Raw genomic sequence first — 12,177 nt, forward strand, 5'->3', positions numbered from 1 at the left:
GTCGGAAACCAAAGTCAGCAATGTTGAAATTCTACTCCTGACGTGGAACTATCTACACTGTCTATTGGGGAGATCGATCGCACAAATGTCTATCCCCCTCCACCACCTCCGCATTAGTCCGCAGATAATCTCGCACCCAATCGCAACCCACTGCAACTACCTTATCCAACTCTACAGACTGCTCTAAATTCCACAAAATTACCGTCTTGTCCTCAGAAGCCGAAGCCAGAGTTTTGCCGTCAGCAGCAAAAGCTAATCCCTTAACCCCAGCACTATGTCCAATTAGATTAGTCAGCAATGTGCCGTCTGACTTCCAGAGTTTAATCATCCCATCATTACTCCCTGTAGCAATTATCTGGCCATCAGGGCTAAACGCGACACTCCAAATCCCAGATTCATGTCCCTTAAAAGTATGCAGTAACTTGCCGTCACGACTCCAAAGTTTAGCAGTCCTATCTTCACCCACTGAAGCAATAAATTCGCCATTAGGGCTGAAAGCTACGTCAGTGACTACACTATTATGACCTTGAAAAGTCTTGAATAAGCTATCCTCACTTTTGACCTCTGATTGAGAATCTCGCTTTCCCTTGTTATTCAAAACTGAAGTCAAACGCCAAAGCTTTACTGTCTTGTCGCCACTGCTGGATGCAAGTGTCGAACCATCAGGACTAAAAGCCAGCCCCCAAACCCCAGCCTTGTGCCCTCTAAAAGTAGCGATTTCGGTGCCGTTGACGCGCCAAAGTTTGACTGTGCGATCGCTACTTGAAGATGCAATCATATTACCGTCAGGGCTAAAAGCTACTCTCCTAATACTGCCCTGATGCCCTTGGAGACTCCTTAACAATGTACCGTCCGGACTTCTAAGCTTGATTGAGCGGTCTGCACCAACAGTAGCGATCGTTTTCCCATCTGGACTGATAGCAACTGAACTAAGCTCCAGGTTAGACCCTTTTAAGCGCCTATAGCTAATCCCGTCCTTACGCCAGAGTATTGTCTCATTCAAACTTGATGAAGCCATGAACAGTCCGTCAAGGCTAAAAGCGACTCCCCAAATTCCAGCCGTATGTCCCCGCAGAATTGTCAACAACCGATTGTGTAATTTCCAGGCTTTGACAGTGCCATCCCAAGATGCAGAGAAGAGGGTGTTGTCGCTGGGACTAAATGCAATATCTTTAATTGCACTGTCATGACCTTTAATGGAATTCAAAGCAGTACCGTCCTTGTTCCAGAATTTTAGCATCTTATCGTTAGAGCCAGAAACGATGATCTGCCCATTCGGGCTAAAAGCTAGCGCGTTAATTGCAGTATCGTGTGCGGTAAAACTCCTTAACAAACGACCGTCACGCTGCCACATTTGCAGCTTACCGTCTCCATTGCCTGCTGCCAGGGTTTTGCCGTCAGGGCTAAAAGCAATCGATAAAACAGGAGGTTGAATATCTAAAAGTGTTTTCAGCAATGTACCATCCCGCTGCCAGAGTTTGATAGGGCCGTTATCAGAACCAGAGGCAATCAGCTTTCCATCGGGGCTAAAAACGACTTGCGTAACGATCTCGCCATGCCCTGTCAAGGTTTTTACCAATGTGCCATCTTGCTGCCAAAGTTTTATCGTACCGTCCGTATCAGACGAAATAATCTGTTTTCCGTCAGGGCTAAACTTGACTTTGCCAGTTGCAGCTTTAAACCCTGTCAAAGTTTTCACCAGAGTGCCGTCACGCCGCCAGAGTTTGACGGTTGTATCTCCGCTTCCTGAAGCAATTAACTGACTGTTGGGGCTAATGGCTACTCCTATAACTGGGCCTTGATGTCCTTTGAGAGTACCCAGCAACCTGCCATCACGATGCCAAATTTGGATGCCACCTTGCAATGTTGCTACAGCAATCATCTCGCCATCAGAACTGACATCTAATGCGTTATTGGCGACACCATAACCAGAAAAACGGTTAGATTCAATAGCTCCATAAATTGACCGTCGCAAAGCTAATTCCACCATTATTTCTGTCTGTGGATCGGCTGAGGCTAGGTATTTAAGTTCTCTTCTTGCCCTAAGCGCTTCAATTAAAGCATCTAACCTTTTATCTAAGGCAAAGAGGGCTGCCGAATATCTAGCCCTTCCTTGAATTTTTTCAAGTTTTTCATTGCGTTGGCTAGTAAGCGTTTTTTGGTACTGGAAGAAAGCAAATATTCCCGCTGCGATCGCGATTACTAAAGCGAACGAAAGTCCCGCAATCAAATAAGTTTGGCGTTTGGCACTTTTTTTCTTTAGCGCCAGCCTAGCTTCTACTTCTTTCAGACGTTCTGCTTCTAAAAATAATTGCAATTCTTGTCTGTCTACTTCTTGGCTAGCGGCTAAAAACTGATAGTCCAAATCGCTTAAACTTTTGCCCTGCGACCAGGTTTGAGCGTCTTTTAAAGCTTGTCCGCGCAAGAGGCGGGATTTATCCTGTTGCCGTGAAGCTACCCAAGCATCAAACACCTGCGAGTAAGGACGCAATGCCGCTAATTTTTTTTCAACCCATTGAAGATTAAATACTTGTTGATAAATGCGATTTTTTACCTTTAATATTCCCTCGTATCTAACCACTAAGCCACTAAGTAACAATTCAATTTGTTCTTGACTATCATCACTTTTTATGTCAATTCCTTGCAAAATCTTTTGATATATGCCTAGAATTCTACCAGCGCGCGGACCGTTACGTTCAATGCGATCGCGTATCGTTCTCAGGTGTTCCGGTTCATCTTGGGATTCCCAACGTTCAATGATGCGAGTTTTGACCAAGTTCTCAATCCAGAAGGATTCCGTACCCAGTGGAATACTCATTTTGCCACCGTCCCCCATTGTCTGCTGACTCAATTGCACGACTAAATGACACAACTTCTGAGTCAAAAACGGTTGTCCAGCCGTCCATTCTAAAATCGCTCTCACCACTGATGCAGGCTGTTCCACCGTTTTGTCCAGCCCTTGAATTAAGGGAGTTACTTCATCCCACTCAAACCCTTTTAGTTCTACAGCTTGCCCAATATTGAACGGTGTCTTCGTTCTGTCTCGAATTAAATCCGAGGGAGTTGCTACCCCAAAAATGGCAAAGGTAATGCGTTGATATTCGGGGTTAATTGCCCGTTGATTATAGCAGAAGCGAATTAAGGCAAAAAAGTCATCAATTGAAAACTTAAGACCTAGCAGACTATCAACTTCATCAATAAAAATAAACAACTGTTGTTGGGGAAACTGCACCAGTAGCAATTCCTCAATAAACCACCGCAGCTGTTGCAGTAAACCGAGATCGTTGCGTTCTTGCCACCAAGTTTTCAGGTTCAAGGTTTCCAGTAGCCCCAACTGTAGCCATAAGTCACCTACGAATCCCTTGTACCATTGCAGTGGAGTAATTTGTTCGCTTCCCACCACACTCAAATCGACGGCGGCGCAGCGAAAGCCATCTTTTTGAAGGCGATGCTTGGTTCGCACCAGCAGTGAGGATTTGCCCATCTGCCGGGAGTTGAGTACATAGCAGAATTCTCCTTGCTTCAAGGCTTCATACAGTTGGGAGTCGGCTTGGCGCTGTACGTAACTAGGTGCATCAATGGTTAAACTGCCACCGAGTTGATAGCTATCTTGGGGCATAAAACGTTGATTATTATTACAGTCAATGTTGAAACGTTTGTTGAAAAAGAAAGTGGAGGATATCTGTGAGAAATGAACCCATCCATTGATATTGAAATATAGGCAAGTTTTCTCAGGTTCGCAACAGTTCAATATATATGGCAACTTCACTCATTTTTGGGAGACGGTAATAATAATCAATTTAGGATAATAGGCACATAGGTATAGTCAAATACCTTATAATTCTAAGCGACTATTCATCCCAATCTGGGAAAGCCCTTTATCGGTCTCTTTGTAGAGTTCATTTGTTGCATTCAGTGAGTTATTCCATAACCATCTGGCACAGCCGAAAGCTTGTGATAGTGCTTCCTTCTGCTCATTGGTTGGATAAATTCGTACTTTTGCAACGTTTTTCACTTGTCTAGTTTAACACGAATTGCATTCACCCTAAATCTAACAAACTCTAAACCACTTTGGACAAGCCTATCCTGAAGTTGCCGTGCGTTTCCAGGAGATGCCACCTAGCGAACAAGTTAGAGCCTTGCGAAATGGCTCGATCGATATTGCTTTTATGGGCAATCCACCTGATGAGTTAGATTCCGAGTTTACAGTCAAATGCGTTAAGAAAGTGCCGATCGCTGCTGTATTACCGGATACGCATCCATTGGCACGTGAATCCTCAATTAATTTAGCTTCCCTGGCATCAGAAAAATTTATTGGGATGTCTGAAGAGAAGTTTCCAGGGCGGAACGATCGTATCTGCGGTGTTTGCCACGAAGCGGGATTTACGCCAAATCTGCACCTGCAAGCCGATAGCCATGCCTCAATGATTGCTCTGGTTGCCGCAGGACAAGGGATAGCAATCATGCCGCAGGAGGCAGCAGCACTGCCCCATCCTCAAGTTCTGTTTGTGTCGCTCCACCATCCCGTACACTACGCCCGATCGACTGCCATGTGGAGAAAAGAAACACCTCATAAATCTTTGGATAAATATCTCAAAATTCTGTTTGAACATATTCAAGATTAATCGAGTCGCTTTATATAGTCGTCCAAGGAATCTTCCTACTTTTCCTACTTTACTTATTAAACAATAAGGATTAATATCCTTAACAAAGGTCTTCAAAATCCCGTTAGCGACGAGATTATGGAGCTTTTAGGTCGGATAGAATATCTGACAACAGGCGAACGTAGTTCTGAAGATATTAGGAGATACGTCACTGATTATCTTTTCGCTACTCTTGACTCCGATAAAAGTGGTACAGTGGATTTGCAAGAGTTGGAAAAGTATTTATCAACCTACGGGTTGGTTGCTAACCTCAACGTTGTCTCTGCTGCTGCATCCCCGGCAACAACAGAAGAAAGCGCCTACAAGTTGCACTTTTGCCACTGTGGGGAGATGGAGGCTAGGGGTAGATGGACAATAGGCATTGATGGTTTTTCCCAAGTGGAAAAAAGTGCTTTCTTAGATGCTAGTAGCATCGGCTTAAATCTTTAAACACAGACACACACAAAAAGACAAATTATGAGCAATGAAACGCAAATAGTACCTGCTTCTCAATTTATGAAAAAGACGCTGGGTATTTCCGAAGCTCCCTTTGAAGCATACCTTAATTATGGGTATGCGCTGCTCGCTATTGCTGGGGCTGACGGAGAGGTTTCAGAAGGCGAAATGAACTGGTTGTTGAACCATCAACGAATGGTTGGCGCTCCTGAAGAACTCATGGAGAAATACAAATCATTTGACTACAAAAGTGCTAAGTTGGAAGATTTTTTGTCCAAGATTACCGCTGATGTTTCTACTTGGTCGTCTTCGAGAACATTATTGTACCATGCTATTCAAATGGCTCGTGCCGATGATGATTACTCAGATGAAGAGCGGAAAGCTGTAAAAAAGGCAGCTAAACTTTTGAACGTTGAAGATGATATTGCACTTGCTCTCAACAGATTAGTAGAGATGGAAGAAGCAGTAAACGGAGTGCGTAAGGCACTATTGCGGACTGAAGTTTTAGACGCTTGATTTCTTGATCTTTTGATGCAATTATAGCAATCCTAAATGATTCAGATAAACTTGTAGCGATAGTGCCTTTCTTTGCCTACCCCTATCTATCGGGCAACCACGGGGGGGAAGAGCCCCTACAAGAATTATGCAAACGGTTTAGGATTGCTATATTGCTCTCAAATGTGCTAATTTACTTTTTAAAAGGAGATACTCATCATAACTACTCATGCTATGTAAGCGCCGCTTTATTAAAAAAGTTTGTGGATCGGTATTATCGTCAATTGTTTTTGGACAATTCCTGAGATGCAAACTAATTGTGATATATTTAACTTGACTTCGAGCGTCGCCAAAAACACCTTACGTGAGTAGATTTAAACTAGAAACAGGAAAAAATTACCATGAAGTTAGACAAGTTTGTACTCGCCCAAAATATGGCATTTCTAATATCCATTTCACCAGAAAGTAATTTAGCAAAATTACTTTCATTTTGCTTGGCGACAAAGGTGAGAAAAAATATGACCGGAACAGACATCTTAAAGATCACCTGCGAACTAATGGAAAACCCCTCTAATTTGCCTTATTGGACGCAAGACGTGATGGGACTCGATTTAGATTACAGCAGTGAAGAGTGGAAAAAATTGGGAGAAATGGAAATCAAGGATGCAGATAAGTTTATGGCTACCCTGTGGCAAGAGTTGGAAAACTTGAGTTTGTAATATTTTGCCATAGCGCAAGTGAAGAAACTCTTAGATTCCCAACACTCTGTCAAAAACATTCATCTGAGCTGTATCATTAAAAAACCCTGTCTTTAGATAAGGGATTATCAACTTTCAAGTAAGGAACACGCATTATGTCTTTAAATGTTGAACTTTTAGAACAAAGTTTCGAGAAAGTTAAACCTCGTGCTGATGAATTTGCCGCTAGCTTTTACGATAACTTGTTTGCAGCTCACCCAGAAGTGAAACCGCTGTTTGCCGAAACTAATATGGCAAAACAACGGAAACTTTTGTTAGCTTCTTTAGTTTTAGTAGTAGAAAACCTTCGCAAGCCAGAGGTTTTAGAAAAAGCTCTCAAAAATCTAGGAGCAAAACACGTTGGATATGGGACAGTTCCCCAACATTATCCCGCCGTTGGAGAAGCCATACTAACAACTTTTGAACAGTATCTCCAGCAAGATTGGACACCTGAAGTAAAACAAGCTTGGGTGGATGCCTTTGGAGCAATTAGCACTTTGATGTTAGATGGTGCAAAAGAAGATTATGCACTAGAAACTGTGTAAAAAGCATTAGTAAGCGCTCGACAATTCAGATACCCCTGTCTTACAACAGGGGAGAAATTATTCGTGATTTAGGGGGAAATATGTCATTAAATGTAGAACTTTTAGAACAAAGTTTCGAGAAAGTTAAACCTCGTGCTGATGAATTTGCCGCTAGCTTCTACGAAAACTTATTTGCAGCTCACCCAGAATTTAAACCGCTGTTTGCCAAGATTGATATAAAAATCCAACAGAAGAAGCTCATTAATGCTCTGGTTTTAGTAGTAGAAAATCTTCGCTCTCCAGAAGCTTTGGAACCAGTTCTCAACGCCTTGGGAGGCAGACACATTGGCTATGGGGTAATTCCAAAATATTATGGTCCAGTTGGAGACGCACTGCTGATGGCTTTTGAGCAGTATCTACAGCAAGATTGGACTCCAGAAGTAAAGCTGGCGTGGACAGAGGCTTACAGAGCAATTACTGCTTTGATGCTAAAAGGTGCAGGTGTGGAAACTACACCAAATGTTGTCCCAGATGAAAAAGAAGTAACTCTTAAAAATACTTCAGCAACTCAGACACAATTAATAAACGAATCCCAGCCACTGCCACCACAAACAGAGCAACAGAAAAAGCCTTTAGTATCCCTTAAATTGGATGGTGAAGTTATTCAAAAAATGCTCTCGAAAATAACTGATAGTTATCAGCAACTTCAGGGTCTATCGTTCATTCAGCGGCTAGGTGAAGTTCTCAAAGGAATTTTAGAAACATTTATTGATAATTTTTGGGCGCAACCAGCTTGGTTAGTCGCTAGTGTTTCAGCCATCTTGTTCCTCGTAATTTATGTGGGGGCGGATGATAATTCTTTACTTGCAGAGATTCTAGAAGGTGCTGATGCTCTCAGTCTTGTCGTTGCTTTAGTTTTATTTATTAAAGAAGCGCCCGATCGCCGCAAGCAATTTCACTACCAAGCTTGGAGTACAATTGATGCAGCACACGATGTCAAAGTTAGCTATGCCAGAATTTTGGCACTCCAAGATTTGAATGAGGATAATGTTTCTCTTAGAGGTTTAGATGCTCCCGGTGCAGAGTTAGTGGATATCAATCTTCCTGGTGCCAATTTGAGTCAAGCTAATTTGAATAAAAGCGATCTCAGTAATGCTAATTTGAGCCACGCCAATCTCGATAATGCTATCCTCTCCCACGCTAAACTTAGCGGAGCAAATCTTAGTTATGCCAAGCTTAGTTTTGCGCGTTTAAATAAGGTTAACTTTAGTAGTGCCGACCTTAGTAACGCCAACCTGATTTGTGCGGATTTGAAACAGGCTAACTTGAGCGGTGCGATTTTGAAAAATGCCAGTTTGAGTGGTGCAAACCTTGAGGGTGCTTACCTCACTGGTGCAAATTTAAAAGATGCTAAAGTGAGCGTTTCTGAACTCAGTGCTGCTTTCCTAGAAGGTGCAATTATGCCGGATGGCTCAAAATATCATTCTCCTAAAAGTTCAAATTAGCTGATTTTCTCTTAATTTCTGCTTCTTGAGTTTCATAGCTCAAATGAACGGATGGTAAGTATTCTGAAAATATTTTTAGTCTGCTGACAGTCCTCAATCAAGAACAATAATTGTGGAATAACTCTCGATATAGCTCGCAGCTAACAGTTGCTTGACTATCGATAAGATACACCAATCCTAAACTCTTCAACTTAAACTCCAGCTCTTTTTCTAATTGGATTGGAGCCGTTAAAACCTGCTTAAAGCCGTCAGCCAACTGAGGATGCCGTTGAAGGTTCCACAACTGAGACTGAAGATGTTTTTGATAGATTCCAGTATTTTTCGTGGCATCTTGCAGTAACGTTTGCAGAGGAATCTTCAATCTGGCACTTTCATACAATGCCAGTCGAATTAAATACGGAAAGCCACCAGTCAGCTTCATTAGCTGCTCTAGTTCAGAAACAGTGAGTTGAAGTCCGTGACGTTTGGCTAAATCCTGCACCTGTTCTTGCTTAAAGGTAGGTAGTTCGATCGCCAATCCTACATTAAACGGAGAGCGATTAGTGGGTAAGGGAATGTAAACTTCAACCGAATGAGCCATCACGACTCGTAACTTCTGCCAAACCGAAGTGTCCTTTGTTTCCTCATACCAGGAACGCAACAAAACGAAAAAATCACCAGCGAGTCCTGGATACTCAAATAATAGGTCGATGCCATCTAGTGCTAAAACAATAGGGTTAGAGATTTCCTTGAGAATATAACCTTGAAAATAAATCGTGCTGTTCATCAAGGCTCCCATATCCTCATCCCAGTAGTCATTTAATTTAGATGCCAAACCCAACTGCTGAGTGACATTGGTACACAACCAGCGTAAGAAGCGATCGCTCGAAGCAAATACCTCTGTGCCAGCGCAATGTAAGCTAAGTCTTACTGTGTGGTAATTCTGACTGCTCCCATAATCCAAAATGCGTGCGATTAGGGAAGTCTTCCCCATTTTTCGGGGTGCTTTAATACGAATGAATGCACGGGGTTGAAGAATTTCTTGATAACAGGTTTGTTCAATAGTCGATCGCTCAACGTACAGTTCAGAAGCAAGGGGAACCTGCCCTTCCGGGCATTCTAAAACGTAGTGACCCGCACTCGATCCCGTTGCAGACACCGCTGTTATTGTCTCCGTCGGCTGAGAATTATTCTGATTTATGAACTCTTGTTCTAGCAGTGCTGGAAGATTCGTTTTATTAACCTTTTCGCCGAGCGCCTGTGAAAGCAACTGCCATAGTTTAGGTGCAACTGTGAACTTAATATAGCTTTCGGAGTAGTTATTTTCTTCAGCTTGTTGAGCGTAAGTTTTTTTATTTTCAAGTAAAGATTCTCGCAAGATTACCTTTTGAATAAAGTTAAGCGAATACCCTGTCTTTCTAACAACTAAAAGGAGCGCAAATTCAACAATTTTTTCAATATTTTGCATTTTAATAGCAACTTGCTAATACATCGCGGCGGAAATAACTCCCCAGCTCAAAAAGGTTAAAAAGCTTACTGTACAAGCTTTCTTCCCTCCTGCCTCCTATATTCTGCCTCCTGCCTCCTATATCCTGCCTCCTGCCTCCTGCCTCCTGCCTCCTGCCTGCCTTCTTGCACTAGATTTGGATATTCAATGCTCCATTAGCTCTGAGCCACTGCTTCTGTTGGCAAGTTAACCCTTGAGCGTCTGTAAAGCAAGCTCCTTTAACGCGGGAACCAGAGAAATCAGCACCCATTAGCTGAGTATCTTTAAAATTAGTGTGTCTTAGATCGGCCTCAACTAGATTGGTATCTCGCAAGAGTGCTCCCTCTAGATCAGCTCGAAATAGAGAGGCTCGTTTTAGATTAGCACGGCTTAAGTCAGCGCCAACCAAGTTGGCTAACTCTAGAGCAACTCGGCACAAAATTGCTTCTGTCAAATCCGCATATCTCAAATCAGCCCCAACCAAGTCCGCCTCCGTCAAATCAGCTCTCTTTAAAATTGCCTCATTAAGCTGGCTCTCTTCCAGATCAACTCGCTGTAACGAGGCTTGGGTTAAGATGGCACCTTCCCAATTTGTCTGACGCAGATTTGCTTCATCGATGTTGGCTGCCGTAAAATCCGCCCCTTTCAAGTTTGCTTTCAATAAATTGGCTTGACTCAGAATTGCTTGAACCAAACAAGCGCCTTGTAAAGACGCTTCACTTAAATTAGCACCCTTTAAACAAGCCGAAGTTAGATTTGCATGATTTAGGAGAGCATGACTCAGATTGGCGTTAACTAATGTGGCTTCCTTTAAATCCGCCCAAACAAGGCTGCTGTGGAGCAGACAGGCTTGACTTAAGTTGGCCTGTTTTAAGTTGGCTCGATTCAAATCTGTCCAAATCAGATTTGAATCGCTTAAGTTGGTGGAACTCAAATCAGCACTATTAAGGTTGGCATCACTAAAATCACTTCCCTGTAGGTCAGCACCCTTTAGGTCAACTCGACTAAGGTTAAGATTTAAAAAATAGCGTTCCTGCTCGGCATACCGCTTAAGAATGTCACTGGCATTAATTATGTTCATGAGCATTAACGAGGCATTGCTCGGTTTAACGATTGTTTTTGAACAAGCTCGCTTCTGATGTTTAATATTCATACCGTTGTCATCTATACTAATACTTTGTTGTCGCTTGTTCCCAAGACTAAGGCTAGATTTAAAATTTTCATAACTTTTCGCTCAACTTGGCTGAATTTAGCGATCGCTCCATCTCGATTCACCAGCTTGATTTCGTCCACAAATAAATTGAACTTGAACTGAACGCAAATTATACCATCACTATAATTAATTGTCAAAAGTATACCCAAGAGTTACATCAGGTTTCCTAGCGATTAGTCAAAAATTTACCGACTTTTGGTCAATCCGTATATCTGAGAGTTTCTGGCAAAAATTTTATTGTCGTCAATGCCAAAGGTATAACACAGAATGCTTAGAGTTTTTTTATGGGCGGCGTCTTGATACTAAGTGCACTGAATAAAAATAGGAATTCAATCCAAGCAGGGAAAATATGTATTAGGGTAACTATCGAATTTTCCTTCTTTATTTTTTAGATACACATTGCTGGGATTGCAGATAGAATTTGCCTGAGAATCCAATGACTTCAGATTCTCAGGCAACATCTATCTGCGCTCTGAATCTTTAAGTGTCAGCTTACTCGTAAGCACCAAAGAACAAGTTACCGGGCGCTTGTGGGTTGTCACTCAAGTAGAAATCAGCAACTAAATTCATGGCATCATTTTTACTAATTTTGCCATCCCCATCGAAATCCAGCTTGGCAAAAATTTCTGCGGCTAAACTAGCATCACCCACCCCGTGAATTTTGTACATGGTTTTATATTCTTCAAGGCTCAATGTACCGTCTTTATCGACATCCTGAACGTCGATAAACATACTTGCAACTTTCAGCCAGAGAAAGTCGCTTTTGGGATCGGTCAGTAACTTGTCTTGATAGGAAAGCCACTCATCTAAACTCACCTTATTGTCGGCATTTGTGTCTGCCTCTTTGGCAAGAGCCTCCCAGCGCTTACCATAGGTTGAGGAAATGTATTGGTAGGTTTCGGAATCTTGTGCGATGTTGTAAGCTTCTGCAAAGCCACTGACAATTTTATCAAAATCCGACTTTTCCAAAGTCCCATTTTTATCCGAGTCAAATGTATGAAAATAATAGCTCAATTTCTTTTTTTGAAGTTCAGTTAGCATGGGTTGACCTGTATTGTGAGAACTAAACCCATAATAAGCTATTGTTTGATTTTTTAATCTGGCTTATAATAAGTTCCTACCTTTCCTACCTTTCCTAC

At 42.2% G+C, this 12,177-nt stretch carries 11 protein-coding genes and 1 pseudogene; 6 read left to right on the plus strand and 6 right to left on the minus strand.

Annotated features, from left to right (window positions below):
* Nucleotides 1-61 precede the first annotated feature (61 nt).
* Complete coding sequence (locus tag QUA58_RS19035; RefSeq protein WP_333395285.1) at nucleotides 62-3,619, minus strand: WD40 domain-containing protein; 3,558 nt, start codon at nucleotides 3,617-3,619, stop codon at nucleotides 62-64.
* A gap of 216 nt (nucleotides 3,620-3,835) precedes the next feature.
* Nucleotides 3,836-4,015, minus strand: coding sequence for a helix-turn-helix domain-containing protein (locus tag QUA58_RS19040; RefSeq protein ID WP_333395287.1), 180 nt, complete (start codon nucleotides 4,013-4,015; stop codon nucleotides 3,836-3,838).
* A gap of 55 nt (nucleotides 4,016-4,070) precedes the next feature.
* Here QUA58_RS19040 and QUA58_RS19045 point away from each other — a divergent pair.
* The 6 genes and pseudogenes from QUA58_RS19045 to QUA58_RS19070 form a co-directional block, all read left to right on the plus strand.
* Nucleotides 4,071-4,625: pseudogene (locus QUA58_RS19045) on the plus strand (LysR family substrate-binding domain-containing protein); the annotation flags it as partial.
* A 117-nt stretch (nucleotides 4,626-4,742) separates the two neighbouring features.
* A complete protein-coding gene (locus QUA58_RS19050) occupies nucleotides 4,743-5,093 on the plus strand; it encodes a hypothetical protein (protein ID WP_333395289.1) in 351 nt (116 codons plus the stop codon).
* A gap of 27 nt (nucleotides 5,094-5,120) precedes the next feature.
* Nucleotides 5,121-5,615: a TerB family tellurite resistance protein gene (locus tag QUA58_RS19055; protein WP_333395290.1), complete on the plus strand. Its 495-nt coding sequence runs from the start codon at nucleotides 5,121-5,123 to the stop codon at nucleotides 5,613-5,615.
* Between the two features lie 380 nt (nucleotides 5,616-5,995).
* Nucleotides 5,996-6,313: a hypothetical protein gene (locus tag QUA58_RS19060; RefSeq protein WP_333395292.1), complete on the plus strand. Its 318-nt coding sequence runs from the start codon at nucleotides 5,996-5,998 to the stop codon at nucleotides 6,311-6,313.
* Nucleotides 6,314-6,447: 134 nt separating this feature from the next.
* Nucleotides 6,448-6,876, plus strand: a complete 429-nt coding sequence (locus QUA58_RS19065) for a globin family protein (RefSeq protein ID WP_333395293.1) — start codon at nucleotides 6,448-6,450, stop codon at nucleotides 6,874-6,876.
* An 80-nt stretch (nucleotides 6,877-6,956) separates the two neighbouring features.
* Nucleotides 6,957-8,360 (plus strand): pentapeptide repeat-containing protein, encoded by a 1,404-nt coding sequence (locus tag QUA58_RS19070; protein ID WP_333395294.1) that lies wholly within the window; start codon nucleotides 6,957-6,959, stop codon nucleotides 8,358-8,360.
* 97 nt (nucleotides 8,361-8,457) lie between these two features.
* On the opposite strand, the gene QUA58_RS19075 is transcribed toward QUA58_RS19070, so the two are convergent.
* The 4 genes from QUA58_RS19075 to QUA58_RS19090 form a co-directional block, all read right to left on the minus strand.
* Nucleotides 8,458-9,717, minus strand: coding sequence for an AAA-like domain-containing protein (locus QUA58_RS19075; protein ID WP_333395295.1), 1,260 nt, complete (start codon nucleotides 9,715-9,717; stop codon nucleotides 8,458-8,460).
* Between the two features lie 259 nt (nucleotides 9,718-9,976).
* Nucleotides 9,977-10,906: a pentapeptide repeat-containing protein gene (locus QUA58_RS19080; protein WP_333395297.1), complete on the minus strand. Its 930-nt coding sequence runs from the start codon at nucleotides 10,904-10,906 to the stop codon at nucleotides 9,977-9,979.
* Nucleotides 10,907-10,989: 83 nt separating this feature from the next.
* Entirely contained in the window at nucleotides 10,990-11,118 is a 129-nt protein-coding gene (locus QUA58_RS19085) for a hypothetical protein (RefSeq protein ID WP_333395299.1), read from the minus strand.
* 412 nt (nucleotides 11,119-11,530) lie between these two features.
* Nucleotides 11,531-12,079: an EF-hand domain-containing protein gene (locus tag QUA58_RS19090; RefSeq protein ID WP_333395301.1), complete on the minus strand. Its 549-nt coding sequence runs from the start codon at nucleotides 12,077-12,079 to the stop codon at nucleotides 11,531-11,533.
* Nucleotides 12,080-12,177: the final 98 nt, after the last annotated feature.

This window comes from Microcoleus sp. N9_A1 (genome assembly GCF_036701795.1).
Lineage (GTDB): Bacteria > Cyanobacteriota > Cyanobacteriia > Cyanobacteriales > Microcoleaceae > Microcoleus.

Coding starts and splice junctions, on each gene's coding strand:
- QUA58_RS19080 (WP_333395297.1), bottom strand. CDS start 10,906: ATGAACATAATTAATGCCAGTGACATTCTTAAGCGGTATGCCGAGCAG.
- QUA58_RS19035 (WP_333395285.1), bottom strand. CDS start 3,619: ATGCCCCAAGATAGCTATCAACTCGGTGGCAGTTTAACCATTGATGCA.
- QUA58_RS19065 (WP_333395293.1), top strand. CDS start 6,448: ATGTCTTTAAATGTTGAACTTTTAGAACAAAGTTTCGAGAAAGTTAAA.
- QUA58_RS19050 (WP_333395289.1), top strand. CDS start 4,743: ATGGAGCTTTTAGGTCGGATAGAATATCTGACAACAGGCGAACGTAGT.
- QUA58_RS19055 (WP_333395290.1), top strand. CDS start 5,121: ATGAGCAATGAAACGCAAATAGTACCTGCTTCTCAATTTATGAAAAAG.
- QUA58_RS19090 (WP_333395301.1), bottom strand. CDS start 12,079: ATGCTAACTGAACTTCAAAAAAAGAAATTGAGCTATTATTTTCATACA.
- QUA58_RS19060 (WP_333395292.1), top strand. CDS start 5,996: ATGAAGTTAGACAAGTTTGTACTCGCCCAAAATATGGCATTTCTAATA.
- QUA58_RS19070 (WP_333395294.1), top strand. CDS start 6,957: ATGTCATTAAATGTAGAACTTTTAGAACAAAGTTTCGAGAAAGTTAAA.